Origin of the sequence: Polaromonas sp. OV174, assembly GCF_900112285.1 — a bacterium.
GTDB lineage: Bacteria > Pseudomonadota > Gammaproteobacteria > Burkholderiales > Burkholderiaceae_C > Polaromonas.
The window spans coordinates 97,630-123,795 of record NZ_FOKZ01000007.1 but is presented as its reverse complement, the minus strand read 5'-3'; the positions used below and the strand labels follow the sequence as shown (position 1 = coordinate 123,795).

22 protein-coding genes and 1 tRNA gene are annotated in these 26,166 nt (G+C 62.3%); 17 read left to right on the top strand and 6 right to left on the bottom strand.

Annotation, left to right across the window (positions count from 1 at the left end):
- Positions 1-26: 26 nt before the first annotated feature.
- Together BM160_RS08580 and dusB are read right to left on the bottom strand one after the other, a co-directional pair.
- On the bottom strand, positions 27-263 hold the full coding sequence (locus BM160_RS08580; protein WP_092003520.1) for a Fis family transcriptional regulator: 237 nt from the start codon (positions 261-263) through the stop codon (positions 27-29).
- The gene (dusB, locus tag BM160_RS08575; protein WP_092003516.1) at positions 260-1,330 is read right to left on the bottom strand and encodes a tRNA dihydrouridine synthase DusB; all 1,071 of its coding nucleotides are present in this window, start codon (positions 1,328-1,330) and stop codon (positions 260-262) included. Before dusB ends, BM160_RS08580 begins: the two co-directional genes overlap by 4 nt.
- Positions 1,331-1,479: 149 nt before the next feature.
- Between dusB and BM160_RS08570 the strand changes: the two genes are divergently transcribed.
- Positions 1,480-1,962 (top strand): YqaA family protein, encoded by a 483-nt coding sequence (locus BM160_RS08570; RefSeq protein ID WP_092003513.1) that lies wholly within the window; start codon positions 1,480-1,482, stop codon positions 1,960-1,962.
- Here the strand turns inward: BM160_RS08570 and BM160_RS08565 are convergent.
- The 3 genes from BM160_RS08565 to BM160_RS08555 form a co-directional block, all read right to left on the bottom strand.
- Positions 1,959-2,705, bottom strand: coding sequence for an rRNA pseudouridine synthase (locus BM160_RS08565; RefSeq protein ID WP_092003510.1), 747 nt, complete (start codon positions 2,703-2,705; stop codon positions 1,959-1,961). The two genes, BM160_RS08570 and BM160_RS08565, sit on opposite strands and share 4 nt — an antisense overlap.
- Positions 2,706-2,844: 139 nt before the next feature.
- A complete protein-coding gene (gene ychF, locus BM160_RS08560) occupies positions 2,845-3,936 on the bottom strand; it encodes a redox-regulated ATPase YchF (protein ID WP_092003507.1) in 1,092 nt (363 codons plus the stop codon).
- 69 nt (positions 3,937-4,005) lie between these two features.
- Positions 4,006-4,935 carry an MOSC domain-containing protein gene (locus BM160_RS08555; protein WP_255368750.1) on the bottom strand — a complete coding sequence of 310 codons (930 nt, stop codon included), beginning with the start codon at positions 4,933-4,935 and terminating at the stop codon, positions 4,006-4,008.
- A gap of 84 nt (positions 4,936-5,019) precedes the next feature.
- On the opposite strand from BM160_RS08555, the gene BM160_RS08550 reads away from it, so the two are divergent.
- From BM160_RS08550 to mdoH, 12 genes are all read left to right on the top strand, one after another.
- Positions 5,020-6,138: an FAD-dependent monooxygenase gene (locus BM160_RS08550; protein WP_092003502.1), complete on the top strand. Its 1,119-nt coding sequence runs from the start codon at positions 5,020-5,022 to the stop codon at positions 6,136-6,138.
- A gap of 35 nt (positions 6,139-6,173) precedes the next feature.
- The gene (locus tag BM160_RS08545) at positions 6,174-6,884 is read left to right on the top strand and encodes a DsbC family protein (protein WP_369821761.1); all 711 of its coding nucleotides are present in this window, start codon (positions 6,174-6,176) and stop codon (positions 6,882-6,884) included.
- Between the two features lie 159 nt (positions 6,885-7,043).
- Positions 7,044-8,849 carry a M61 family metallopeptidase gene (locus BM160_RS08540; RefSeq protein WP_092003499.1) on the top strand — a complete coding sequence of 602 codons (1,806 nt, stop codon included), beginning with the start codon at positions 7,044-7,046 and terminating at the stop codon, positions 8,847-8,849.
- Between the two features lie 151 nt (positions 8,850-9,000).
- Positions 9,001-9,789 (top strand): enoyl-CoA hydratase, encoded by a 789-nt coding sequence (locus tag BM160_RS08535; RefSeq protein WP_092003496.1) that lies wholly within the window; start codon positions 9,001-9,003, stop codon positions 9,787-9,789.
- Positions 9,790-9,815: 26 nt separating this feature from the next.
- Positions 9,816-9,892, top strand: a tRNA-Met gene (locus BM160_RS08530).
- Between the two features lie 67 nt (positions 9,893-9,959).
- Positions 9,960-10,415 (top strand): hypothetical protein, encoded by a 456-nt coding sequence (locus BM160_RS08525; protein WP_092003493.1) that lies wholly within the window; start codon positions 9,960-9,962, stop codon positions 10,413-10,415.
- Between the two features lie 77 nt (positions 10,416-10,492).
- The gene (gene miaB / locus BM160_RS08520) at positions 10,493-11,836 is read left to right on the top strand and encodes a tRNA (N6-isopentenyl adenosine(37)-C2)-methylthiotransferase MiaB (RefSeq protein WP_092003490.1); all 1,344 of its coding nucleotides are present in this window, start codon (positions 10,493-10,495) and stop codon (positions 11,834-11,836) included.
- Between the two features lie 23 nt (positions 11,837-11,859).
- Positions 11,860-13,281, top strand: a complete 1,422-nt coding sequence (locus BM160_RS08515; protein ID WP_092003487.1) for a sensor histidine kinase — start codon at positions 11,860-11,862, stop codon at positions 13,279-13,281.
- Complete coding sequence (locus BM160_RS08510) at positions 13,265-13,921, top strand: hypothetical protein (RefSeq protein WP_092003484.1); 657 nt, start codon at positions 13,265-13,267, stop codon at positions 13,919-13,921. The genes BM160_RS08515 and BM160_RS08510 overlap by 17 nt, the downstream gene beginning before the upstream one ends.
- Positions 13,918-15,333, top strand: a complete 1,416-nt coding sequence (locus BM160_RS08505) for a sigma 54-interacting transcriptional regulator (RefSeq protein ID WP_092003480.1) — start codon at positions 13,918-13,920, stop codon at positions 15,331-15,333. The genes BM160_RS08510 and BM160_RS08505 overlap by 4 nt, the downstream gene beginning before the upstream one ends.
- Before the next feature lie 170 nt (positions 15,334-15,503).
- Entirely contained in the window at positions 15,504-17,081 is a 1,578-nt protein-coding gene (locus BM160_RS08500) for a glucan biosynthesis protein G (RefSeq protein WP_177218955.1), read from the top strand.
- Entirely contained in the window at positions 17,057-19,036 is a 1,980-nt protein-coding gene (gene mdoH, locus BM160_RS08495) for a glucans biosynthesis glucosyltransferase MdoH (RefSeq protein ID WP_092003477.1), read from the top strand. The genes BM160_RS08500 and mdoH overlap by 25 nt, the downstream gene beginning before the upstream one ends.
- Before the next feature lie 110 nt (positions 19,037-19,146).
- On the opposite strand, the gene ffh is transcribed toward mdoH, so the two are convergent.
- On the bottom strand, positions 19,147-20,505 hold the full coding sequence (gene ffh / locus BM160_RS08490; RefSeq protein ID WP_092003475.1) for a signal recognition particle protein: 1,359 nt from the start codon (positions 20,503-20,505) through the stop codon (positions 19,147-19,149).
- 1,058 nt (positions 20,506-21,563) lie between these two features.
- Here ffh and ltrA point away from each other — a divergent pair.
- From ltrA to BM160_RS08470, 4 genes are all read left to right on the top strand, one after another.
- A complete protein-coding gene (ltrA, locus tag BM160_RS08485; protein WP_092003472.1) occupies positions 21,564-23,285 on the top strand; it encodes a group II intron reverse transcriptase/maturase in 1,722 nt (573 codons plus the stop codon).
- 117 nt (positions 23,286-23,402) lie between these two features.
- A complete protein-coding gene (locus BM160_RS08480; RefSeq protein ID WP_092003469.1) occupies positions 23,403-24,221 on the top strand; it encodes a cytochrome C assembly family protein in 819 nt (272 codons plus the stop codon).
- Entirely contained in the window at positions 24,218-24,457 is a 240-nt protein-coding gene (locus BM160_RS08475) for a PP0621 family protein (protein ID WP_092003466.1), read from the top strand. Before BM160_RS08480 ends, BM160_RS08475 begins: the two co-directional genes overlap by 4 nt.
- Complete coding sequence (locus BM160_RS08470) at positions 24,458-26,164, top strand: ATP-binding protein (protein ID WP_092003463.1); 1,707 nt, start codon at positions 24,458-24,460, stop codon at positions 26,162-26,164. It begins immediately after the preceding gene.
- Positions 26,165-26,166: the final 2 nt, after the last annotated feature.

The following is a 26,166-nucleotide window of genomic DNA, read 5'->3' as shown; positions in this document are numbered from 1 at the left end:
AAACCGGCCCTGATGGAGGGGGTGGATTATTTAATGAGCTTGTGCTCGAGTAGCTTTTTACGCAAGGTATTGCGGTTCAGACCCAGCCATTCGGCGGCGCGCGACTGGTTTTGTTCGGCGTGGTGCATAACGACTTCCAGCAGGGGCTTTTCAACCACCCTGACCATCATGTCGTACATGCCGTCGGGGTTGGTGCCGTCCAGGTCCTTGAAATAGCCTTCCAGACTGGTGCGTACGCACTCTTCGATGTGATTTTTGCTCATGCAGCAGCTTCCTCCTGATTTTTATCTTTGTTCATCCCGACCCATACCGGGTCGTTCTCACTCTCTGTGGGCAACGGAATTCTGTCCATCCGTTCACCCAGGTCGTCAAAAAAATGAGCGACCGCCTGGAGCTGCGCTTGGCAGTCTTCCAGTAAATTCATCTGCGCCCGAAACGCTTCGCCGCCCGGCAAGCTTTTCACATACCAGCCGATATGCTTGCGCGCCGTGCGCACGCCGCTGAAGTCCCCATACAAGGCGTAGTGGTCCGGCAAATGGTCTAGCAGCAGGCGCTTGACCTCACTCACCAGCGGCGGCGCCAGCTGCGTGCCGGTGGCCAGGAAATGCGCCACCTCACGGAAAATCCAGGGCCGGCCCTGGGCCACGCGACCCAGCATCACGGCGTCGGCGCCGGTATAGGCCAGCACATCCCTGGCTTTTTCCGGGCTGTTGATGTCGCCATTGGCCACCACCGGAATGCGCAGTGCCGCCTTCACCGCGGCGATGGTGTCGTATTCGGCAAAGCCTTTGTAACCCTGCTCACGCGTGCGTCCATGCACGGTGACCATCTGCACGCCGGCGCTTTCGGCGGCGCAGGCAATCGCCAGGGCATTTTTGTGGCCCTGGGCCCAGCCGGTGCGCATTTTCAGCGTCACCGGAACCCGGTGCGGGGCGCAGGCCGCGACCACCGCCTCGATGATTTGCAGCGCCAGCTTTTCATCCTGCATCAGGGCCGAACCGGCCCACTTGTTACAGACTTTTTTGGCCGGACAACCCATGTTGATGTCAATGATTTGCGCGCCCCGGTCCACGTTGTAGGCGGCCGCCTCGGCCATCATCTGCGCGTCGGTGCCGGCAATCTGCACCGCAATCGGGCCCGGCTCGCCCTCATGATTGGCGCGGCGCGAGGTCTTCAGCGTATTCCACAAATCGCGCCGCGAGGTCACCATTTCGCTCACCGCATAGCCGGCTCCCAGCTTTTTGCAGAGCTGGCGAAACGGCCGGTCCGTCACGCCAGCCATGGGCGCGACAAACAGGTTGTTTGCCAAAGCATAAGAGCCGATGTTCATGAGAAGTGGGAGCGTGGGACGGGTCGAAAAGGGAGCGGTGATTGTAACTGCCTAAAATTTCAGCAATTGAAATTTTTGCATCTATTCGGCCAAGCCGCCCATCCGTCCTGTTCTGGCCCATGCACCCCTGCCTATAAACTCTAGGCCCTATGGAAGAATGGATACAACAACTGATCACGCTGCTGGCCTTGCCCGAATTTGGCCTGAGCACGGTGTTTGTGGTGTCCTTCATCTCGGCAACGCTGCTGCCGCTGGGCTCTGAGCCCGTGGTGTTTGGTCTGGTCAAGCTCAACCCCGAGCTGTTCTGGCCGGCCGTCCTGGTCGCCACTGCCGGCAACACGCTGGGCGGTGCGCTGGACTGGTGGCTGGGCTACGGCGCGCACAAGGTGGTCGACAAGTACAAGCATTCCTCGCACCATGGCCGGGCGGTGCGATGGCTGGAAAAGCTGGGCCCCAAAGCCTGCCTGCTGGCCTGGCTGCCGGGCGTGGGCGACCCGCTTTGCGCCGTGGCCGGCTGGCTCAAATTCCCCTTCTGGCCCTGCTTGGCCTATATGGCCATAGGCAAGTTCGCGCGTTATTTTTTGCTGACCGGAAGCCTGATCTGGGCATTTCCTGGCGTCTTCGGTACTTAAAAGCGCTCGTGCGGCAGCAAATAGCGCCACTGACCGGGCGGCAAGTGGCTCATGGGAATCCGGCCCACGCGCAGGCGTTTCATGGCCTCTACCCTAAGCCCCACGCTTTCGCACATATAGGCGATCTGCCCGGGCAACTCGCCCTTGAGCGCAAAGCGCAGCCGCGCCTCGCTCTGCCAGCTCACCTTGGCCGGCGGCAACAAAGCGCCCCTATAGGTAAAGCCGTGATCAATGCGATTCAAGCGCTCCAGGCCGCCGGGCTTGATCTCGCCGCCAACCTCCACCAGCACCTCATGCTCCAGCAACCTGGCGTCCTCGCGCAGCTTGCGCGTCACGCGCCAGTCACTGGTAAACACCACCAGGCCACTGGCCGGCGTGGCCAACGGCGTGACCAATTCAGAAGCGGAAAAGTGTTTTTTCAACGGCCGTATGCGTGAGCGGTCCTCGGGCCACAAGCTGGCCGCCGACAGCAACTGGGCCGCAGGCAGCGCCTGGCCTCCAGCCGCACCCAGGCCCGCCTCATAGCCGACCGGCTTGTGCAGCAGCAAGGTGACTGGCGTGAGCGCCAGCAGACTGGCGTCCGGGTCCAGCGCAATGGTCTGGTTCAGCACGCGAAATTGCGGCTCTTCCACCACCACGCCATCAACTGTGACCCAGCCACCCTCTATGTATTGCTCGGCCTCGCGGCGCGAGCAGGAGAGCATCTCGGCCAGGCGTTTGGCGAGTCGTACCGGTTCATTCATGGCCGCATGTCCTGTTGAGTCCGGTTGCAATGGAAAATTTGTTCGCTACTTAATTAATAGCTGGCTGCGCCCATGTTTATTGGGCTACAGGCATAAATCACTTAAAAATCAAGGCCAGCAGCAAGCCGGCCTACCCCGCTCAGGAACTGAACAGGAAGTTCATCACGTCGCCATCCTTGACGACATAGTCCTTGCCTTCGGCGCGCATCTTGCCGGCATCCTTGGCGCCCTGCTCGCCCTTGTAGGCGATGAAGTCTTCAAACGCGATGGTCTGGGCGCGGATATAGCCCTTCTCGAAATCGGTGTGAATCACGCCGGCGGCCTGCGGGCCGGTGTCGCCCACATGAATGGTCCAGGCGCGCACTTCTTTCACGCCAGCGGTGAAATAGGTTTGCAAGCCCAGCAGCTTGTAGGCCGAGCGAATCAGCCGGCTCAGGCCGGGCTCGGTCTGGCCCAGCTCCTCCAGGAACATCTGGCGGTCTTCGTCGCTCATCTCGGACATTTCGGCTTCCAGCTTGGCGCTGATGGCCACCACGGGTGCGTTTTGCGACTCGGCAAAGACCTTCAGGCGATCCAGGAAAGGGTTGTTCTCGAAACCGTCTTCGGCCACATTGGCGACAAACATCGCGGGCTTGGCGGTGATCAGGAAAAACTGCTGCAGCAGCGGCTTTTCTTCCTTGCTGAACTCCAGCGTGCGCACCGGTTTGGCTTCATTCAAAGCGGCCTGGCATTTCTCCAGGATGGCCACCAGCTTGACGGACTCCTTGTCGCCCGAGCGCGCCAGCTTGGTCACGCGGTGCAGGGCTTTTTCCACCGCACCCAGATCGGCCAGACAGAGTTCGGTCTGAATCACCTCGATGTCGGAAATCGGATCGACCTTGCCGGCGACGTGAATCACGTTCTCGTCTTCAAAACAGCGCACCACGTTGACGATGGCATCGGTCTCGCGGATATGAGCCAGGAACTTGTTGCCCAGGCCTTCGCCGGTGCTGGCACCGGCCACCAGGCCGGCAATATCGACAAACTCGACAATCGCCGGCACTACGCGCTCGGGCTTGACGATCTCGGACAGCTGCGCCAGCCGGGGATCAGGCACCTCCACCACGCCCACATTGGGCTCGATGGTGCAAAACGGGTAGTTTTCCGCCGCAATGCCCGCCTTGGTCAAGGCATTAAACAGGGTTGATTTTCCGACGTTAGGCAAGCCTACGATACCGCACTTCAAACTCATGACAAACCTTCAAAAACAGGGTGAGAAGTGTATTCGATACCGCCCGCAGGCCGCGATTTAAGGGCTCTGCTAGTCAAAGCGGTAGTTGGCGGCAACGCTTTGCCCCACCTTGAGCAACTGATCCACGCCGCTAATCACGATGGCATTCATGCCAAAAGTCACCGCGCCATTGACGCGCGCATCCTGGCGGTAGCTTTGCAGCATGTCGCCGACTTCCGGGCTGCTGATGGCGGTCGCCGGGTCGATATTCGGGATGGGGCAGCGCGGGCAGGGCTTGACCGGCTTGAGTTCCACCAAGCCTGGCGCGCCCGGCGCCGTGGCGATCTGCAGCCACTCCAGCCGGTCTTCGTCATGCGGCGCCAGCGCCTCCCCGCCGGCCGCATGGCCAAGCACGATGTTGGGCCGAAACCGCTCCATGCCCACCGCCGCGACACCGGCGGCGCCCAGCTTGCTGTTGAGCTGGTCCAGCGAGGCTTCGCTGCTGAGCAAGAGCGAATAGCCATCGCTGAACTGGTTGAGCGCCTCGTGCTCATCGGTCCATTTCCGGCTGCAGACGCGCTGCTGCTCGGGGTCAAAGCGCACCAGGCGGGCCGTGGTGCCCAGAAAATCGCTAAACCACTGGGCGGCGATGGGCCCCATGTCGTAAGCCGGCAGCTCGTCGTCCCAGACGCTGACACGGGTTGGCGCCTCGACCTGGTCCAGCGCGATGTGCAAGGCCAGCATGCCGGGAGCGCGCAACACCATCTCATACTGTTTGAGCTGCGGCTTGATCAGCGCCATGCGCGGCAGCTCGCGCTGCGTCAGAAAGCGCCCCGCGCCGTCGACCACCATCCAGGCGCGGTCAAATTCCAGCCCGGTCTCGGTCAGTATCGCCTCTTGCACCTGCACGCCGGCGCAGGACTTCACCGGATAGACATAGAGCCGCGAAATCACCGCCACCAAGTCGCACTCCGCTTCGGCGACGGCGGTCTTCAAGCTGTCATTGGATGCATCACTCACTTTGATTCAGTCCTTGTCAATGCCGGCCCAAGGCCAAGCCAAGCGTCAAAAACAGCCATTCTGCACTGCCTTCTAAAATGAGGGATGTCCAAGTCCTTTGATGTTTGTATTCGCGGCGACGGCGTGGTCGGCCGCAGCTTGGCCCTGTTGCTGGCGCGCGAGCGTTTGCGCGTGGCGCTGGTCACCAGGCCAGACAGCGCAAGCGCCGACCAGCCCGGCCAGGCCCGCACCGACGTGCGTGCCTACGCCCTGAACAGCGCCTCGCGGCAAGTGCTGGAGTCCTTGCGGGTCTGGCCAGAAGCGCCTTTTGCCACCCCGGTGCGGGAAATGCGCGTCTGGGGCGACGACGGCGGCCGGCTCGACTTCAGCGCCGACAGCGTGGCGCAAGAGGCCCTGGCCTGGATCGTCGATGTGCCCGCGCTGGAGCAGCAGCTGATTCAGGCGGTGCGCTACCAGCCGCAAATCGAGACCGTGCAGGCGCCGGTCAAGGCCGCTCTCACCGTCATCTGCGAAGGCCGGCAAAGCCGCAGCCGCGATGAATTCGGCGCTCACTGGACCGTCAAGCCCTATCCGCAAAAAGCCATTGCCGCCCGGCTCGAAGCAGACGCCCCCCATGGCGGCGTGGCGCGGCAGTGGTTTTCGGGCGGCGACATTTTGGCGCTCCTGCCTTTATCGGGCGCGGCCGGGAACTCTGTGGCCTTGGTCTGGTCTGTCTCTGTAGAGCGCGCCGCTGCGCTGGAGAAGCTGGCGCCGGAAGAATTTTGTGCGGCTCTGCAAGCCGTCTGCGGTGAGGAAGTGGGCAGCTTGCGTTTGACCAGCGAGCGGGCCAGTTGGCCGCTGGCGCTGTCCAGGGCCGATCATTGGGTAGGCCCGGGCTGGGCCTTGGCCGGCGATGCGGCGCACACCGTGCACCCCTTGTCGGGCCAGGGCCTGAACCTGGGTCTGGCCGATGCGGCCTGTCTGGCCAGCGTGCTGGCACAGCGTGAATACTGGCGCGAGCTGGGTGATGAAAAACTGCTGCGCCGCTACGAAAGGGCGCGCCAGGCCGATGTCAGTGCCATGGGCGCGGTGACCGATGGCTTGCACGGCCTGTTTGCGCAACCCGACGGCCGCTGGCAGGCCTTGCGCAACTGGGGCATGAAGGGATTTGCGCGCAGCGCCCTGCTCAAACGCTGGGTGGCGCGCCAGGCGGCTGGTTTATAAGAATTTTGGAATAACTAGGAATGAAGATGAACACCATGAAATCAATCGCCGCGCTAAGCCTGCTGGCCTGTAGCCTGAGCGCTGCCTTTGCGCAGGAAGCCACCATACGCAAAAACCTGGCGGAAAGGCTGCCGGCGCTGTCCAAGATTGATGAAGTCAGCAAAACGCCCATGAACGGCCTGTTTGAGATTCGCGTCAACGACAACGACATTTTCTACACCGATGCCGAGGGCAACTTCCTGCTGCAAGGCCAGCTGATCGACACCAAGGCCAAGCGCAACCTGACCGAGGAGCGGATGGAAAAACTCAGCGCCATCGACTTCAGCGCCCTGCCCCTGAAAGACGCTTTTGTCGAAGTGCGCGGCAACGGCAAGCGCAAGATGGCGGTGTTTGCCGACCCCAACTGCGGCTATTGCAAGCGCTTTGAACGTGATGTGCTCAAGGTGACCGATGTGACGATACACACCTTCCTGATTCCCATCCTGAGCCCGGACTCGACCGAAAAATCCAAGAACATCTGGTGCGCCAAAGACAAGAACAAGGCCTGGACCGACTGGATGGTGCGCGATCAGACCCCCGCCAAGGCCAGCTGCGACACCGCCGCGCTGGAGCGCAACCTGGCTTTCAGCCGGAAATACAAGATCACCGGCACGCCCACGATCTTTTTTGCCGACGGCTCACGCGTGCCCGGTGCCATCAGCTCACAACAGGTCGAAAAACTGCTCAGCAGCGGCGGTGCCCAATAAGCCGCGCCCGCCTGGTTTTTAAATAAAAAAGGCCTGTAGCCCATATACTACGGGCGATACAAGCTTCTCTTTTAATAGCAAACTCCAGCGTGCTGTTGCGGTATTTATGGCCAGGGCCTGGCCATAGCTACGGCAGGCCTGGAACACTCTTGGATCAAGATGCCCACTGCCAGCCGAAACACCGCCAGCCCGATTCACTACCGCGTCGACATCGGCGAACTGCACGCCCATCTGTTTCAAGTCACCCTGACGATTGCCAAACCGGCGGAACTTCAACGAGTGTCTTTGCCGGTCTGGATTCCCGGCAGCTATTTGGTTCGCGAGTTTTCCAAACACCTGCAAGGCCTGCAGGCCCACCAGGGCACGCGCAGCGCCTTGCCGGTGCAGCAGTTGGACAAATGCAGCTGGCAAGTCCGCTGCTCGCCCGCCAAGCCGCTGGTGCTGAGCTATCAGGTCTATGCCCATGACAACTCGGTGCGCAGCGCCTGGCTGGACGCCCAGCGCGGCTTTTTCAACGGCACCAGCCTGTGCCTGCGGGTCGAAGGCCAGGAAAGCGCGCCCCATGTGCTGGAGCTGCCCGCCAACCAAGCCCTCAAGGGCTGGTCGGTGGCCACCGGCCTGAGCGCCCAGAAAGTCAACAAACAGGGCTTTGGCAGCTATCTGGCGGCCGACTACGACGAGCTGGCCGACTGCCCGGTGGAAATGGGCGCCTTCTGGAGCGGCAGCTTCACCGCCCGCGGCGTACCGCACCGCTTTGTGGTGGCGGGCGCCGCGCCCAGCTTTGATGGCGAGCGTCTGCTGGCCGATACGCAAAAAATCTGCGAAACCGAAATCCGCTTCTGGCATGGCAACAAAAAGCCGCCCTTCCAAAGCTATCTGTTCATGCTCAATGCCGTGGACGACAGCTACGGCGGGCTGGAGCACCGCAACTCGACGGCGCTGATCTGCAACCGCAAAGACCTGCCCAGCCTGGGCGAGCCCAAGACCTCAGACGGCTACACCACGCTGCGCGGCCTCATCAGCCACGAGTATTTCCACACCTGGAACGTCAAACGCCTGCGCCCCGCGGAGTTCGAGAGCTATCAGTACGACCGCGAAAACTACACCGAGCTGCTGTGGTTTTTCGAGGGTTTCACCAGCTATTACGACGACCTGCTGCTACGCCATGCCGGTCTGCTGGATAACGCCGGCTATCTGAAACTGGTCAACAAAACCATCAACCAGGTCATGCAGACGCCGGGCCGGCAGCTGCAGTCGGTGGCCGAGGCCAGCTTTGACGCCTGGGTGAAGTACTACCGGCAGGACGAAAACACGCCCAACGCCACGGTCAGCTACTACACCAAGGGCGCGCTGGTGGCGCTGTGCCTGGACCTGACGCTGCGCGCCGAGGGCCGCGCTCGCGGCGACGCGGGCGCAACGCTGGACCATGTGATGCGCGAGCTCTGGCTGCGCTGCAAGGCCGGCCCGCTGCGCGAAGCCGATGTGGCCGAGGCGCTGCAGGCGGCAGGCCAGCGCTCGTTCGCCCCCGAACTGGCACGCTGGGTGCACGGCAAGGGCGAGTTGCCGCTCAAAGCGCTATTGGAACAACACGGCGTGGCCGTGCTCGAAGACCCCGCACAGATGGCGCATAAGCTGGGCCTGCGCGTCAGCGAAGGCCGGAGTGTGGAAATCAAAACCGTGCTGCGCGGCGGTCTGGCCGAGCGCGCCGGCTTTGCGGCGGGCGACGAATGGCTGGGCCTGGAACCTAGCGGCAAGGCCGCAGCCCAGCAAGCTGGCGGCTGGCGCCTGAACAGCCTGGATGAACTCACGCTGTACGCCGGCAAAGCCAAGAAAGTGAGCGCCCTGGTGGCCCGCGACAAGCGCCTGCTGCGGCTGGAGTTGACGCTGCCGCCAGCCCTCACGACCTGGCGGCTGGCGGTCAAGGACGCGGCGCTGCTCAACGCCTGGCTGAGCCCCAAAGCCTGAACCGCCGGCAAGATCCGGCCTGAAAAAGCCGGCCGATTGTGCCAGCCGCCTGGATGACATTGAGCCTTGCGGCTGGGCGCTTTAGGGTCGGGAAACGGGCGCAGCAAGGCCGCCTGAACATGGCATGATTCAAGCCTCAAAAGGAGCATCCATGACCTACGAAATGATAGAGATCCGCACCGAAGGCCCGGAGACCCGCCAGGTCGGCATCGTGACCCTGAACCGCCCCAAACAGCTCAATGCGCTCAACAACCAGCTGATGGATGAACTGGGCAGTGCCCTGAAGGCTTTTGACGCCGACAACAGCATTGGCTGCATCGTGCTGACCGGCAGCGAAAAAGCCTTTGCCGCCGGCGCCGACATAGGCGCCATGGCCCAGTACAGCTTTGCCGATGCCTACAACAACGACTACATCACGCGCAACTGGGAGCAAATCCGCAGCGTGCGCAAGCCGGTGATCGCGGCCGTCAGCGGCTTCGCCCTGGGCGGCGGTTGTGAGCTGGCCATGATGTGCGACTTCATCATTGCCGCCGACAACGCCAGATTCGGTCAACCCGAAATCAAGCTGGGCATCATTCCAGGCGCCGGCGGCACGCAGCGCCTGCCCCGCGCCGTTGGTAAGGCCAAGGCCATGGACATGGCGCTGACCGGCCGCATGATGGACGCGACCGAGGCCGAGCGTGCCGGCCTGGTCAGCCGCGTGGTGCCGCTGGACAAGCTGATGGACGAAGCGCTGGGCGCGGCGCTGATGATTTGCAACTTTGGCCAGCCCAGCGTGATGGCGGCCAAGGAAGCCGTCAACCGCGCCTTTGAGAGCGGCCTGAGCGATGGCGTGATGTTCGAGCGCCGGCTGTTTCACGCCCTGTTCGCCACCGAGGACCAAAAGGAAGGCATGGACGCTTTTGTGAACAAACGCCAACCAATTTTCAAGAATCGCTAAAACCGCCGCTATAATACTGGCCTGACGGTGATATAGCTCAGTTGGTTAGAGCGCAGCATTCATAATGCTGATGTCGGTGGTTCAAATCCACCTATCACCACCAAACTCCAAAAGCCTCAGTGGTCCTGACCCCTGGGGCTTTATTACTTCACAGCCTCTGGATAGACACCATGAACCGCTGCGCACCGCCCCTGATGGCCGCCCTGTTTTTGCTGGCGGCATCCACCAGCCTCTTGAGCCTGCCCGCCGCCGCGCAGGCCAATGACGAGGCCACGCCCAAGGTCAGACCTTTCCCCAAAAACGCCTTGCGCGGTGAAATGGTGGTGCTCAACCCGCCCATGATTTCCATGGACGGCAAGGCCGACCGCCTCTCGCCAGGCTCGCGCATACGCGATGTCAACAACCATCTGGTGCTGTCGGGCGCCATCGTCAACCAGAAACTGCTGGTGAACTACCTGCGCGAAGGCAATGGCCAGGTGCATCAGGTCTGGCTGCTCAATAGCGAAGAAGCCAAGGAAAAGCGCCCTGGCGCCAGCGCTTCGCTGTTCACTTTCGACAGCGACACGGCCGCGCCGGCCGACAACGGCAAGACGCCTTACGGGCAGCTGCCGGCCTACTCGCGCTAAACCCTTAGCCTCAAGCATCAAAGAGCCTCTAGCCCAATACCATTGGGCGCAGACAGCTATTATTTCAGTAGTAAATCATGAGTAAAAAAGTCTTCATCAAAACCTTCGGCTGCCAAATGAACGAGTACGACTCGGACAAGATGAGCGACGTGCTGCATGCCGCCGAGGGCTACGAGCCGACGCAAAACGTTGACGAAGCCGACCTGATCCTGTTCAACACCTGCTCGGTGCGCGAAAAGGCGCAGGAAAAAGTCTTTAGCGACCTGGGCCGCGTCAAGCACCTGAAAGAAAAAGGCGTGCTGATCGGCGTGGGCGGCTGCGTCGCCAGCCAGGAAGGCGCAGCCATCATCCAGCGCGCCCCTTACGTCGACGTGGTGTTTGGTCCGCAAACCTTGCACCGCCTGCCGCAGATGCTGGCCAGCCGGGCCCGGCTCAACAAGCCACAGGTCGACATCAGTTTTCCCGAAATCGAAAAATTCGATCACCTGCCGCCGGCCAGGGTCGAAGGCGCCAGCGCCTTTGTCAGCATCATGGAAGGCTGCTCCAAGTACTGCAGCTACTGCGTCGTGCCCTATACGCGCGGCGAAGAGGTGTCGCGGCCCTTTGACGACGTGCTGGTCGAAGTCGCCGGCCTGGCCGACCAGGGCGTGAAAGAGGTCACGCTGCTGGGGCAAAACGTCAATGCCTACCGCGGCCCCATGGGCGGCACGGCCGAGATCGCCGACTTCGCCACCTTGCTGGAATATGTCTCCGACATCCCCGGCATCGAGCGCATACGCTATGTCACCAGCCACCCGAATGAATTCACGCAAAGCCTGATAGATGCCTACGCCAAGCTGCCCAAGCTGGTGAACCACCTGCACCTCCCGGTGCAACACGGCTCCGACCGTATCCTGATGGCCATGAAGCGCGGCTACACGGCCATGGAATACAAGAGCACCATCCGCAAGCTGCGCGCCATCCGCCCCGACCTGGCCATGAGCAGCGACTTCATCGTCGGCTTCCCCGGCGAAACCGAAGACGACTTTCAGAAACTGATGAAGCTGGTGGACGATGTCGGCTACGACACCTCCTTCAGCTTTATCTACAGCCCGCGCCCCGGCACGCCGGCGGCCAACCTGCAAGACGACACACCGCACGCCGTCAAGCTCAAGCGTCTGCAGCATTTGCAAGCCGTGCTGGACGACAGCGTGCGCGCCATCAGCGCCAGCCGTCTGGGCACGGTGCAGCGCGTGCTGGTCGAAGGCGCGGCGCGTAAAACCGAGAACGCCTTGTTCGGCCGCACCGAATGCAACCGCGCCGTGGTCTTCAACGGCCCGGATCGCCTGATCGGGCAGCTGGTGGATGTCAAGATCACCGAGGCACCGCAGCGCTCGTTGCGCGGCGAGGTCCTGACCCGAGACCACGCCGTACCGGCCTGAGCCCAGCGGCCGGCGCCAGATCCATGCTGCAGCGATTTTCGTTCCGGCAGCTTCTCGTCATCGCGTTTTTGCTGATTGCCGCCCTACTGGGCGCGGCCTCGCTGCGCGCCCTGTTCACCCTGGAAGACCTGACGCTGCAAAGCCGTGACAACGCGGCCCGCGCCCTGGAGCTCAGCGGCGCGGCCCAGTCGCTGAGCGAGCGCAGCCTGTCCATGGAACGCACCGCACGGCAGTCGGTGGTGCTGGACGACCGCATCCTGCGCGAACACTTCAGGGACGAAGCCAAGGAAAGCCTCAACCTTCTGGGCCGCCTGACGCAGGAAGGCATTTCCAGTGCCAGGGCCCGGCAGTGGCGCGCCCACCTGCAAACCATGGACAAGCTGCTGACCGGCCCGTCCGCGACCGCGCTGGAGCGGGAGCGCCAGCTGGCGCAGGCCTTTCGTGAGCTCGAGGGCATCAACACCGCCATCGCGTTACAGGCGCAGCAAACCATACAGCAGCGCAACCAGTCGCTGCAAGACAAGCTGGAAGCCAGTCGCCAGCAACTGGCGCAACAGGTGACCTGGGCCATCGTCCTGGCCGTGGCCATGGCGCTGGCCTTTGGCATCTGGTTCACCCTGCCGCTCAAGCGCCTGGAAAATGCCATCGTCGGCCTGGGCGAAAACCGGCTCGATCAGGTGATCGCGATTCAGGGGCCGGCCGATCTGGCGCTGGTCGGGCAACGCCTGAACTGGCTGCGGCTGCGGCTGGTCGAGCTCGATGCCGACAAGTCGCGTTTTCTGCGCCACATCTCTCACGAATTGAAAACCCCGCTGGCCTCGCTGCGCGAAGGCGTGTCGCTGCTGGAAGATGGCGTGGCCGGCAGCCTCAGCCCGGACCAGCGTGAAATCGCGCAAATCCTGCGTCACAACACCGTTGTGCTGCAAGGCCAGATTGAAGACCTGCTGCGTTTCAACACGGCGGCTTTCGAGGCCCGCCAGCTGCGCCGGCAAAATGTCGATCTGCTGCAACTCATAGAAGAACAGGTGGACGCGCAACGCCTGCAATGGCGCGCACGCGAGCTGTCGCTCAGCATCGTCGGCGAGCCACTCAAGATGGAAGTCGATCCCGAGAAAATCGGCACGGCGCTGGCCAATCTGCTGTCCAATGCGATCCGCTACTCGCCGCTCAAGGGCGTGATACACCTGAGCCTGAGCGAGCAGCCCGGACTGGCGCGCCTGGACATCCAGGACCAGGGCGTTGGCGTGGCGCCGGCCGACAGGGAGCGCATCTTCGAGCCCTTTTACCGCGGCGAACGCCAGCCCGGCGACGTGGCGCGCGGCAGCGGCATAGGCCTGTCCATAGTCCACGAATACATCGCCGCGCACGGCGGACGCATAGAACTGCTGCCTGGCGAGTCGGGCGCACATTTCAGAATCGAGTTTCCCCATGTTTTCAAATCCTGATTGTTTAAGCCGCCTTGCCCGTACCGGCCTGCTGGCGTCGCTGCTGTCGCTGGCCGCAGCGGTGCTCAGCGCCTGTAGCGCCGGCCCGTCCAGCCACGCCGAAGCCGCGGTGGGTCGGGCGGCGGCACCAGCCCCGGTCCTGGCCGATCGCGCCGGGCCGGCCCAGCCCAGCCAGGCCGAAACGCCGACCAAGGACGCCGCCGAGCGCATGCTGGCCTACGCGGACCGGCTGCGTCAGCTGCCAGCCGCTGACATCAACCAGGAAGTAGCGCGGCTGGGCGAGGCTTCCACCAGCCCAACCAGCCCGACCGCTCAGCTGCAACTGGCGCTGGCCTTGAGCCAGCTGCGCCAGTTACCAGAGCTGATACGGGCCCAGGAACTGCTGACCCGTCTGCTGGCCAATCCCGAAGCCCAGGCCTTGCATCCGCTGGCCCGCCTGCTGGCCGCGCGCTACGGCGAGCAACGCCGCCTGGAGGAGCAGCTGGACAAACAAGCCCAGCAGTTGCGCGAGTTGCAGCGCCGGCTGGATCAGACCAATGACAGGCTGGAGGCGCTCAAGGCGATAGAGCGCAGCCTGACCAGCCGCCCCGCCGCCTCAGCGCCGGCGCCCGCCAGACGCACCCGCCCCGCCACGCCATGAGCACCGCTTCCCTGCCATCCGCGCCCCACCTGCTGGTGGTTGACGACGACGCCGACATGCTGCGGCTGCTGACCATGCGGCTCACGGCGGCGGGTTACCGCGTCACGGCCGTCACCTCGGCCGAAGTGGCACTGACCCAGCTGCATATCGAGCGACCGCAACTGGTGCTCAGCGACGTGCAGCTGCCCGGCAAGGACGGGCTGGCGCTGTTTGACGAGATTCGCGCCCAGCACCCTTCACTGCCGGTGATTTTGCTGACCGCGCACGGCACCATTCCCGATGCGGTCGAAGCAACCGAACGCGGCGTCTTCACCTACCTAACCAAGCCTTTCGACGGCAAAAGCCTGCTGGAAAAGATCGCCCAGGCGCTGGCCCTAAGCGCGCCCGCCCATACGCCCCAGCGCGGCAGCCCCGAGGCCTGGCAAAGCCAGATCATCAGCCGCTCCAGCCGCATGGCCGAAACCCTGGCCGAAGCCCGCATGGTGGCGCACTCCGACGCCAGCGTACTGCTGCGCGGCGAAAGCGGCACCGGCAAGGAGATGCTGGCCCAGGCGATTCACCTGGCCAGCGCACGCGCCGGCAAACCCTTTATTGCGGTGAACTGCGGCGCCATTCCCGAGGCCTTGCTGGAGTCCGAGCTGTTCGGCCATGTCAAGGGCGCCTTCACCGATGCCGCGAGCAATCGCAAAGGCCTGTTCCAGGCGGCCGACGGCGGCACCTTGCTGCTCGATGAAATCGGCGACATGCCGCCGGCGCTGCAGGTCAAGCTTTTGCGCGTGTTGCAGGAGCGCGAGGTCAGGCCGGTCGGCGCCAGCCAGTCGATCGCCGTGGATGTGCGCATTATTTCGGCCACCCACAGCGACCTGGACGCGGCCATGGCCGAGGGCCAGTTTCGCGCCGATCTGTACTACCGCCTCAACGTCGTCACGCTGACCTTGCCGCCGCTGTCCGAGCGCCGCGAAGACATTCCCTTGCTGGCCAACCATTTCCTGCTCAAGCTGGCCAGCAAATACGGCAAGCGCCTGAGTGGCTTTGCTCCCGAAGCGCTGAAAGCCCTGAGCACCGCGGCCTGGCCCGGCAATGTGCGCCAGCTCCACAACGTGGTGGAGCAGGTTTGCGCCCTTTCCACCACGCCGCTGGTGCCGCTGGCGCTGGTGCAGCGCGCGCTGCGCTCTCCCAGCGTGCCGGTGCTCACTTTCGCCGAGGCCAAGCAGCGTTTCGAGCGCGACTACCTGGTCGGCTTGCTCAAGCTGACCGACGGCAATGTGGCCGACGCGGCCCGCCTGGCCGATCGCAACCGCACCGAGTTCTATCGCCTGATGCAAAAGCACGGACTGAGCCCCGGCCTCTTCAAGTCTGATGGCGTTGCGCCGCCCCAGGAGTCGCTTTCAGGCGACAAGCCAAGTGCTTGATTTATAAGGAATTTTTTCCCTTACCCCGCATCTTGTCGCTGTACAGCGACAAAATTCCGGATTTGCCGGCCATTTCCCGATGGATTTCCGGCAAGAATTTTTTGAGGCGCGCAAGCTGTTGATTTAAAAAGGTTTATTCAAACTGGCATGGGGTTTGCCCTAGTCAGTTGATGCAAGCTTTTTTCGGTCTTTCTCAACGCGCCAGCGGCTTGATGCCACCGGCGCGTTTTGCCGCCCTGGCCTGCGCCGCGGCGCTTGTCTTGACGACCGCCCAAGCCCATGCCTTCGGCCTTGACGACGTGGCCGCACTCGCCAGCCAGCGTGCCCAGACCCCATTCAAGGAAGCGCCCCATGCCGTCCCGGCCGAGCTGGCCCGGATGGCGTACGACGATTACCGCGACATCCGCTTCAAGCCGGAAGGCATGCTGTGGCGCGCCGACAAGCTGCCTTACGAAGTGAATTTTTTCCACGTCGGCCGCCATGGCGACTCGGTGCGCGTCCATGAAATCACGTCCGCTGGCGTCAAACGCACTCCCTACGATCCGGCCAGCTTCGACTTCGGCAAAAACAAACTGTCGCCCAAAACCTGGGGCGACATTGGCTATGGCGGCGTGCGCGCTTTCAGCAACCTGAATTCGCCCACTTACAAGGACGAGCTGATCGTTTTCTCGGGCGCCAGCTATTTCCGCGCCCTGGGTGCCGGCCAGCTTTATGGCCTGTCGGCGCGCGGCCTGGCCGTGAACACGGCAGGCCCAGCCAAGGAAGAATTTCCGCGCTTCACCGACTTCTGGCTGGAAAAGCCCGCCGTCGAAGGCGGCCCGCTGACCATTTATGCCCTGATGGATTCGGAGCGCATGACGGGAGCCTATCGCTTTGACGTCAAGCCGGGCGAGCAAACCATGACCGAAGTCCGTGCGCGCATTTATATGCGGCCGACCGACAAGCCGGTCACCACGCTAGGCATTGCACCGCTGACCAGCATGTTTTTCTTTGGCGAGAACCAGCCCAGGCCCGGCGACTTTAGGCCCGAGGTGCACGACTCGGACGGTCTGATGATCGCCACCGATGACGGCAAAGGCGGCGGCGAATGGCTGTGGCGCCCGCTGCAAAACCCGGCATCGCCGCTGGTGACGTCGTTCAGCATGAAAAGCCTCAAGGGTTTTGGCCTGATGCAGCGCGACCGGGCTTTTGCCAGCTACGAAGACACCGAGGCGCGCTACGAGCTGCGGCCCAGCGCCTGGGTCACGCCGCTCAGCGGTTTTGGCGCCGGTCGGGTCGAGCTGCTGCAATTTGCCACGCCCGACGAAACCCACGACAACGTGGCCGCCTACTGGGTGCCCGAAAAAATGCCGGCCCCCGGCGAGTCGCTGGAGCTGTCCTACCAGATTGCCTGGCAGGGCAAAAACCAGCAGTTGCCGCCCAACGGCTGGGTCACCCAGTCGCGCCGCGGCACCGGTTATTCCAAGCTCGGCGCCGACGAGCTCAAGCAGCAAGTCCAGTTTGCCATCGACTTTGCCGGGCCGGCGCTGGACGCCCTGCCGGCAGACGCCAAGGTCGAGGCCATCACGACGGCCGGCAGCAACGCCCGCGTGCTGGAAAGCCTGGCCTTTCGCAACCCGGCCACCGGCGCCTGGCGCATGAATTTACGCGTACAGCGACTGAACGGCGAGCCCGTGGAACTGCGCGCCTTCCTGCAACACGACACCCACACCCTGACAGAAACATGGACCAACCTGATTACCCAATGACACGCAGCTTGCTGCGCGAAGAACGTCACCCCAACGCGCTGACCGCGCCGCCGGTGCAGCGCGGCTCCATGGCACCACGCCCGTGGCGCGGTTTCTGGAACAGCCTGGGCACGGCCGCACTGCTGCCTTTTCTCAGGCCGGGCGCTGCGGCAGCGCCGCCACGCGCACCGGCGCAAGCGCTGGCGCCCTGGCAATATGCCGCCAAGCGCCGCCGAGCGGTGTTCTTGCTGCTGACCCTGATCAGTACCGCGCTGGCCACCAGCCTGTTTGCCGACATGCAGCCCCACTACGACAACGCCTGGCTGAAATACGGCCAGCTGGCCCTGTTCGCCCTGCTGTCGGGCTGGGTGGTGACCGGTTTCATGACGGCCATGATGGGCTTTTACGTCACGCTGTTTGGCGATGCCCATACGCTGTCGGCCAAGAAGGTGCAGCATCACACGCTGGACCCGTCCACCCGCACCGCCATCATCATGCCTATCTGCAACGAAGATGTGCGCACGGTGTTTTCGGGTTTGCGCGCCACCTGTGAATCCGTCGCGCTGACCGGCCACGTCAAGGCCTTCGATGTGTACGTGCTGTCCGACAGCTACGACCCGGCGATCCAGCAGGCCGAGCGCGCGGCCTGGGAAGAGCTGCGTAGCCAGCTGGCCAGCCAGCCGGAGCAGCCGCAGATCGAGGTCTATTACCGCCTGCGCAAACGCCGCAGCGACCGCAAGGCCGGCAACGTGGCCGACTTTTGCCGCCGCTGGGGCAAGGACTACCACTACATGGTGGTGCTGGACGCCGACAGCGTGATGAGCGGCGACTGCCTGGTGAGCATGGTCAAGCTGATGGAGGCCAACCCCAAGGCCGGCATCATCCAGACCGCCACCCAGGCCATAGGCCACGTCACCCTGCATGCGCGGGCGCAGCAGTTCGCCTCGCGCGTCACCGGCCGTCTCTTCACGCTGGGCATGCAGTACTGGCAAATGGGCGAGTCGCATTACTGGGGCCACAACGCCATCATCCGCATTGAACCCTTTATGCAGCATTGCGCACTGGCCCGCATCAAGGGCACGGGCGGCATGGCGGGCAGCATCATGTCGCACGACTTTGTCGAGGCCGCGCTGATGCGCCGCGCCGGCTACCACGTCTGGCTGGTGGCCGACCTGGTCGGCAGCTACGAGCAGCAGCCGCCCGACCTGCTGTCCGAGCTGCAGCGCGACCGCCGCTGGTGCCAGGGCAATCTGCAGAACTCGCGCCTGATTGCCGAGCCCGGCATTCACCCGGTGCACCGCTCCATGTTCGCCACCGGCGCCATGGCCTACCTGTCGGCGCCGCTGTGGCTGTGCTTCATGACCATGGGCACCGCGCTGTGGCTGTCGGGCTCGCCCATGGTGAGCGACTGGGCCGTGCTGCCCGGCGAGTTGGCGTCGCTCTGGGCCTGGACCCTGTCCATGCTGTTTTTGCCGCGCATTCTGGGCCTGACCGCCGTGCTGATCAAGCGTCAGCAGGCATCCTATGGCGGCACCGCCAGCCTGCTGCGCAGCGCCCTGCTGGAAACCCTGATCGCCCTGCTGCAAGCGCCGATTCGCATGCTGGCGCATTCGCTGTTTGTGGTGGTGGCCATGACCGGCCTGAAGCTGGAGTGGAAGTCCCCGCCGCGTGAAGCCGCCGCCGTGCCGTGGAAGCACGCGCTGCAGCAGCTCGCGCCCATGAGCGGCGTGATCGCGCTGCTGGCCGCCGGCATTGCGCTGATAGATGCCAGCGCGCTGGTCTGGCTGCTGCCGGTCGGCCTGCCGCTGCTGCTGGCGATTCCCATGACGGTGCTGACCAGCCAGGTCGGCGTGGGCGCCGCCATGCGGGCCCACAACTACCTCTTGATTCCCGAGGAAACCCGTTCGCCGGCGGTGCTGCGCCGGGCCTGGCTGCACGCCAGCCGGCGCACCAAGCCGCAGCTAAGAGCGGCCTGAGCGGCCAGCCACGCGGACATGAAAACGGGCGCAAGAAGCTATTATTTCAATAGCTCCTTGCGCCCGTCCTGATTGGGCTAGCGCCTCATTTTGCTTAAAAACTGGGGCTATCAGAACTTCGGCATGCCCTTCATGCCGCCCATGCGCTTCATCATCTTCATCATGCCGCTGCCCTTCATCTTTTTCATCATGCCCTGCATCTGCTCGAACTCATTGAGCAAGCGGTTGACTTCCTGAACGTGCACGCCCGAGCCAGCGGCGATGCGGCGCTTGCGCGTAGCCTTGATGAGTTCGGGCTTGCGGCGCTCCAGCGGCGTCATGCTCTGGATGATGCCTTCCTTGCGCTTGATGTCTTTCTCGGCCTTGCCCATGTCGATCTGACCGGCCTTGGCGGCCATTTGCGCCGGCAGCTTGTCCATCAGGCTGGACAGACCGCCCATGTTCTTCATCTGCTGCAGCTGATTGAGGAAATCGTTGAGGTCAAAACCGTCGCCGGACTTGATCTTGGCGGCCAGCTTTTGCGCCGCAGCCATGTCCACGCCCGCCGCCACCTGCTCGACCAGCGCGACGATGTCGCCCATGCCCAGAATGCGGCCGGCGTGGCGCTCGGCGTCAAACACTTCCAGACCGTCGATCTTCTCGCTGGTGCCGGAAAACTTGATGGGCGCGCCGGTGATCTGGCGCACGCTAAGTGCGGCACCGCCGCGTGAATCGCCGTCGGTCTTGGTCAGGATAATGCCGGTCAGCGGCAGCGCTTCCTTGAAAGCCTTGGCGGTGTTGACGGCATCCTGACCCTGCATGGCATCGACCACGAACAGGGTTTCCACCGGGTTCAGGATGGCATGCAGCTCCTTGATTTCGGCCATCAGGGCTTCGTCAATCGCCAAGCGGCCGGCCGTATCGACCAGCAGCACGTCGAAGAAATGCCGGCGCGCGTAATCAATGGCGGCGCGGGCAATGTCGGCCGGCTTCTGGTCCGGCGTGCTGGGGAACCACTCGGCGCCGGCCTGCGCGGTAACGGTCTTGAGCTGCTCTATGGCGGCCGGGCGATAAACGTCGCCCGAGACGGTCAGCACTTTTTTCTTGCGCTTTTCAATCAGGTGCTTGGCCAGCTTGGCGGTGGTGGTGGTTTTACCCGCACCCTGCAGGCCGGCCATCAGGATCACCGCCGGCGGCTGCGCCGCCAGGTTGATGTCGCTGACGCCCTCGCCCATGGTGGCGGCGAGTTCGCGGTTGACGATGCCGACCAGCGCCTGGCCGGGCGAGAGCGAACCCATCACCTCCTGGCCAAGCGCCTTTTCCTTGACCCGGGTGATGAAGTCGCGCACCACCGGCAGGGCCACGTCGGCCTCCAGCAAGGCCATGCGTACTTCGCGCAGCATGTCCTGCACATTGGATTCGGTGATGCGGGCCTGGCCGCGCATCTCCTTGACGAGGCGGGATAACTTGTCGGTAAGGGCTGAAGCCATGAGTGAGGGTCCTGAAACGGGGCGCGGCAAGGGAGCGAAAAGGCCAAGACAGACTTGGCCAGGCGCTAAACTGTAGCCATGGTGCGACTCGAAGTCGTCCATTACTGGGTCAGCCAGTATTGTAATGAGGCAGCTTTCCCTCTGAGAGAGCATGGCGTTTCCCTCGGGAAACGAACGGAAAAATGACCTGAAATAGGAATATTTCAGCTAGCTTCGTTGTCCCATTGGGATAGCCAGGCATAGGAATCAGAGCCATTGGCCCCGATCTCTGTTGTGCATATGCTACGAAATTCGTGAGGATTCTCGGTTGGCAGGAATTTTTTCACCGTGAAACAATTTTCTATCCCGCTTCATAAATGACACCACTCAGCGTGTCTTGTTTCTACTTAACTGAAACCACTTCCGGAACGAAGTGACCTCAACTGCACGTGCGTCGCAAGTAACTGCGGGGTGCGAAGCTGCGGATAAACATTCTGCGCAAGGGCTACAAGCCCATGCGGCCAAGCAGTCCGTGAGGATTGCCCAGGCGACATAAACAAGACTGTCGGGAATGCTGAGGTAAAGGGTACGGGAAACACATGTGAACGCTCGACTAAACCGTCGTTAACAGTAAACAGCTAACGCTTGTCTCTCGGTGCAAACTGAGGAGCTGTAGCCAAAAGGCACCGCGTAGGCCGCTGCTTGTCATGGACTGCAGTGGGTTCCCCAACACGTGCGGCGGATAGAGCGTCCCTAACCCCATCGCCCGGATAGCCGTCCGGGTGGATACGCTGGGAAACGAGGTAAACCCCATGCACCGCCTGACGTCTCCGCAAGGGGTCGCCAGGCAACCGAAGCGCAAGCAACGGCCATGATGCAGGGGGCAGAGGAAGTAGCAAAAAGCGAATGGCCGTTTGTAATGGACGGCATAGAGGCTCAAAATTTACCTTGCTGTGAAAGCAGGCTGACTTGCTACAGGTGCAACGGCGCAAGGCCGCTGCGGACTTCAAAACGACCTACGGGGTGCAATACCCCTCGTGGGTCGCATTCCGTTTTGGGTTCACCAAACCGGAGAAAGTATGGAAAACATCCCAGAAGTGAATGGCAACATTCGCGACAAAGATGCTGCGTCTCCGGGCAAACCCAGCAACTGGCACTCCATTGATTGGAGTCTGGTGGCGAAGTTTGTCGGGAGGGCGCAGATGTGCATCGCGCAGGCAGAAAAAGAGCAGGATCATCGAAAAGTCTCGCGACTTCAGAGAAGTCTTGTTCGTTCCTGGCAAGCCAAGGCATTGGCCGTCAGGAAAGTTACGACAAACCAAGGGAAGCGGACGAGTGGCATCGACCGCGAACTATGGGACACGCCAGAGAGCAAATGGGAAGCGGTGTGTCGACTGAACTGTAGATGCTACAGAGCCTCACCGCTCAGGCGCGTTTACATCCCGAAATCAAACGGAAAGGAACGCCCTCTGGGCATCCCGACCATGTTTGACCGGGCGATGCAGGCCCTACATCTGCTCGGGCTGGAACCCATCGTGGAATGCAACTCTGACCCGAACTCTTATGGATTCAGGAAAGAGCGATCAACCCACGATGCGCGCAGCCAGTTGTTTGTGTGCTTGTCTCAAAAGGTTTCGGCCCAATGGGTACTCGACGCAGACATCAAGGGATTCTTCGACCACATCAATCACGACTGGCTGATGCGCAAGGTCTCCATGAACAAGCGCATCCTGCAGCAGTGGTTGAAGTCGGGTGTCGTTGACAAAGGACACTTCGCACGCACCGAGATGGGCACCCCACAAGGAGGCATCATCTCGCCCACACTGGCTAACATCACGCTTAACGGACTGGAAACTGGTTTGCACAATTACCTCAGCCACAAGCTGGGGGCCTGTCAAGCCACAAAAGCAAAAGTTCATTTAGTGCGGTATGCCGACGATTTCGTTGTGACCGGCAGCTCGCAAGTGCTGCTGGAAACAATTGTCAAACCCTGGGTGGTTGAGTTCCTGCGCGAGCGGGGACTTGTGCTATCGGAGGAGAAGACACGAGTCGTTCATATCGAGCAAGGCTTTGATTTCTTAGGATGGAATTTCCGAAAATACGGAGAAAAAATGTTGATCAAACCGAGCCAGAAAAACGCGAAAGCGTTCTACGGCAAGGTCAAGGAAATCATTAGTACTTCGCTTGCGGTGCCCACTGACGTGCTGATAAATCGCCTGAATCCGCTTTTGCGGGGTTGGGCAACGTATCACAAAGGAGTGGTTGCAAAAGCTACCTTCTCAAAGCTCGACTACCTGATCTACTGGCGGTTGATGCGTTGGGGGCTCAGGCGCCATCCCCGAAAAAGCGCCAAGTGGGTGTTGGAACACTACTGGAAGCGCCCACGCGGGCGCTGGGACTTTATGTCCAGTTCAAACGAGTGTGATCAGACGTCGGATTCGCTGGTTCTAATCAAGCTGGCGGACACACCGATTGTTCGACACAAGAAAATCAAGGGGGCTTACAACCCCTTTGACAAAGAATGGCTCGTTTACGGTGAACAGCTGAGGGAAAAACGGATGTCGCAAGTCATTCGTGACGCCCAACGCTTGCGGCTGTGGATGAGTCAGACCGGGGACTGTGCCCTGTGCAAAGTGCCAATCGATGACCTCGAGGACTGCGACGACCACCATATCGTTTATCGGCAGTTGGGGGGAAGCGACGCATTGAGCAACAGGGTTTTGCTCCACCGAGTATGTCATGTGCGTGTCCACGCCCTAGGTTTGGAGGTAACCAAGCCGGTCCCTGCACGGGGACTTTAATCTGGCGCGATAGACTAGAGCCATGCAGCTCGTTAAATCTATCAAGCCAGTGGTTGTGCTTGAGCCGTATGCGTTGAAAGGCGCACGTACGGTTCTTAGGGGGGAGGGGTTTCAGCAATGAAATCCTTCCTACCCTCCATTTTAGCTTTCAGCGCCTGGTGGGGTCTTGCGGCGGCAGCCGGTGCCGCCATCGCCTATGCCGTGCTGGCGCTGGCCACTCAGCGACTGGGCGCCCGCGCTATCCGCGGCCTGCTGCTGGCAGCCTGGCTGCTGCATGCGCTGACCCTGGCGGACGGCCTGCTGGGCACGCCGCCGCGCTTTGGTTTCGCCCCCGCACTATCGATGACCGTCTGGCTGGTGCTGTCGGTTTATGCGATTGAACGCCGGCTGTTTCCGCAGCTGCATGCACACTGGGCACTGGCCGGCCTGGGCAGCGCCGCCGTCATTTTGGCGCTGATTTTTCCGGGCACCAGCTACCACATGATTGCTTCGCCCTGGTTGCCGCTGCACTGGGCACTGGGCATCGCTTCATACGGACTGTTTGCGGCGGCGGTGGTGCACGGCTGGCTGATGATTCGGGCCGAACGCTCGATGCGGCAGGCCACGCAAACCGATGCCGGTGTGCCGCTGCTGACACTGGAACGCCTCACCTTTCGTTTTGTGGAAGCCGGCTTTGTGCTGTTGTCCGCCACCTTGGCTGTGGGCTGGCTGTTCGCCGAAACGCTTTATGGCCCGGGTCTGGCCTGGAAGTGGAGTCACAAAACGGTGTTTTCAGTGCTGGCCTGGCTGGTCTTCGCCGGCTTGCTGATAGGCCGCGCGCGCCTGGGCTGGCGCGGCCGCAAGGCGACTCGGGTGCTCTACCTGGGCGCCGGCCTGCTGCTGCTGGGTTACGCGGGTTCGCACTTTGTGCTTGAAGTCATTCTGAGGCGCACATGAAGTATCTGTTGGTCATGGCGCTGGTGCTAGTGGTGGCCTGGCTCTGGCGCCACAACCGGCAAGCCGAAATAAAAGAGGCCAAGCCGGCCGCTCCTGCGCCCCAGCCAAAAGGCCAGGGGGTCACGGAAATCGTTGCCTGCGATCTGTGCCAGGTCCATCTACCCAAGTCTGAGGCTCTGATAGGCAGCCACGGCATTTACTGCAGTGATGCCCACCGCCGCCAGGCCGGTGGCTAGATGAACCACAGAATCAACGCCTGGCTCGAATCGGCAGAAGAAACGTCCGGAGCCTGGGAGCGCCAACCCGAACAAAGCTCCTTCGGCCGACTCTGGCGGGTCTTCATGACGGCCCGCATCGCCATTGCCGCCGTGCTGGTGTCGCTGCAGGCCGCCGTCTATGCCTTGGGCACCAGCCCTCACGGCGCCATGGCCGTTTGCACCGCCTATCTGTGCGCCACGCTGGCGGTCAAGCTGTGGGCACGGCCACGCCCGCCCGGCCGCACCATGGATGCGCAATGGTTCTCAACGATTGGCGTGGACGTCATCGCCTTCTCGCTGCTCAACTTCCTGCAGTCCAGTGGCATCAATTACACCCCGCTGTTTGCCCTGCCAGTATTGCTGTCCTCTGTGCTGGGCCCGATTTTGCTGGCCTTTGGTACGGCCGCCAGCGTCACACTGCTGCTGCTGGCCGACGCCTGGTGGCGCTCTTTGCACGGCAGCGGAGATTTCAATGCCAGCTTTCTGCAGGCGGGCCTGAGCGGCTCGGGCTTTTTTCTAGTGGCCCTGCTGGCCAACCAGTTGGCCCTGCGGCTGGCACGGGAAGAGCGGCGGGCCAGACGCGGTCAGTCTGCGGCCCGCATGCAAACCCAGGTCAACGAGCTGGTGATTGAAGCCCTGGGCGACGGCGTGCTGGTGGTGGACGTCAAGGGCACGGTGCGTTCGGCAAATCCAGCCGCCCGGCGCTTGCTGGCAACGAATCATGCCGCGCCCTTCCTGCTGACAGCACAAGCGGCCTGGCAACCGCTGGTCGAGCTGATTCATCGCACTTTTATCACCCTGTCGCCGCAGCAGGCGGACATCAGCCTCGAGGATCCGGCCCGCAACGCCAGGCGGCTGCAGGTGCGCACCCGCCTGGCCGCCTCGCAGGACGGCACGCACGAGAACCGCTGCGTGATGTTTCTTGAAGACCTGAGGGAAATGGAAGCCCGCGTGCGCCTGGAAAAAATGGCCGCCATGGGTCGCATGTCGGCGGCAGTCGCCCACGAAATCAGAAACCCGCTGGCCGCCATTTCACAAGCCAATGCCTTGCTGGAAGAAGACCTGATTGACACCGGCCAGCGCCAGCTGACGACCATGGTCAGGCAAAACGCCCAGCGCCTGGCCAAAATCGTCGATGAGGTGCTGGACATTTCACGTGCCCAGGCGCAAATTCCTGCGCCCCAGACCACGCTGCTGGTGCTGGACGAGGCAGTTGCCCGCATCACCGCCGACTGGATAGGTCAAAATGCCGCCTCGGAACGAATCCGCCTCATCACCGGCGCCAGCCAGGCGGCGGTTTACTTCGACTTCGAACACCTGCGGCGCCTGATGATCAATCTGCTGGACAATGCCCTGCGCTACACCAGCGATTCAAGCCATGCGATTGAAATCAGCACCCAACTGGTGGCAGCTGGCCAGGCCAGGCTGGCAGTGTGGAGCGACGGCCAGCCGCTGGAGTCTACGGTGCAGACGCATCTGTTCGAGCCCTTCTTTTCCTCCGAAAGCCGCTCCAGCGGGCTGGGCCTTTATATATGCAGGGAGCTGTGCGAGCGCTACGGCGCCCTGATTGGTTATCAGCGTGCACTGCGCGCAGCTACCGAGGGCAACGAATTTTTTGTCATCTTCCGGCCGGCATCACACTCCTTGAATCCCGGCCAGTATTCTTTCGACTCCGTACTTGTCTGAGA

Coding starts and splice junctions, on each gene's coding strand:
- BM160_RS08580 (WP_092003520.1), bottom strand. CDS start 263: ATGAGCAAAAATCACATCGAAGAGTGCGTACGCACCAGTCTGGAAGGC.
- dusB (WP_092003516.1), bottom strand. CDS start 1,330: ATGAACATCGGCTCTTATGCTTTGGCAAACAACCTGTTTGTCGCGCCC.
- BM160_RS08570 (WP_092003513.1), top strand. CDS start 1,480: ATGGAAGAATGGATACAACAACTGATCACGCTGCTGGCCTTGCCCGAA.
- BM160_RS08565 (WP_092003510.1), bottom strand. CDS start 2,705: ATGAATGAACCGGTACGACTCGCCAAACGCCTGGCCGAGATGCTCTCC.
- ychF (WP_092003507.1), bottom strand. CDS start 3,936: ATGAGTTTGAAGTGCGGTATCGTAGGCTTGCCTAACGTCGGAAAATCA.
- BM160_RS08550 (WP_092003502.1), top strand. CDS start 5,020: ATGTCCAAGTCCTTTGATGTTTGTATTCGCGGCGACGGCGTGGTCGGC.
- BM160_RS08545 (WP_369821761.1), top strand. CDS start 6,174: ATGAAATCAATCGCCGCGCTAAGCCTGCTGGCCTGTAGCCTGAGCGCT.
- BM160_RS08540 (WP_092003499.1), top strand. CDS start 7,044: ATGCCCACTGCCAGCCGAAACACCGCCAGCCCGATTCACTACCGCGTC.
- BM160_RS08535 (WP_092003496.1), top strand. CDS start 9,001: ATGACCTACGAAATGATAGAGATCCGCACCGAAGGCCCGGAGACCCGC.
- BM160_RS08525 (WP_092003493.1), top strand. CDS start 9,960: ATGAACCGCTGCGCACCGCCCCTGATGGCCGCCCTGTTTTTGCTGGCG.
- miaB (WP_092003490.1), top strand. CDS start 10,493: ATGAGTAAAAAAGTCTTCATCAAAACCTTCGGCTGCCAAATGAACGAG.
- BM160_RS08515 (WP_092003487.1), top strand. CDS start 11,860: ATGCTGCAGCGATTTTCGTTCCGGCAGCTTCTCGTCATCGCGTTTTTG.
- BM160_RS08510 (WP_092003484.1), top strand. CDS start 13,265: ATGTTTTCAAATCCTGATTGTTTAAGCCGCCTTGCCCGTACCGGCCTG.
- BM160_RS08505 (WP_092003480.1), top strand. CDS start 13,918: ATGAGCACCGCTTCCCTGCCATCCGCGCCCCACCTGCTGGTGGTTGAC.
- BM160_RS08500 (WP_177218955.1), top strand. CDS start 15,504: ATGCAAGCTTTTTTCGGTCTTTCTCAACGCGCCAGCGGCTTGATGCCA.
- mdoH (WP_092003477.1), top strand. CDS start 17,057: ATGGACCAACCTGATTACCCAATGACACGCAGCTTGCTGCGCGAAGAA.
- ffh (WP_092003475.1), bottom strand. CDS start 20,505: ATGGCTTCAGCCCTTACCGACAAGTTATCCCGCCTCGTCAAGGAGATG.
- ltrA (WP_092003472.1), top strand. CDS start 21,564: ATGGAAAACATCCCAGAAGTGAATGGCAACATTCGCGACAAAGATGCT.
- BM160_RS08480 (WP_092003469.1), top strand. CDS start 23,403: ATGAAATCCTTCCTACCCTCCATTTTAGCTTTCAGCGCCTGGTGGGGT.
- BM160_RS08475 (WP_092003466.1), top strand. CDS start 24,218: ATGAAGTATCTGTTGGTCATGGCGCTGGTGCTAGTGGTGGCCTGGCTC.
- BM160_RS08470 (WP_092003463.1), top strand. CDS start 24,458: ATGAACCACAGAATCAACGCCTGGCTCGAATCGGCAGAAGAAACGTCC.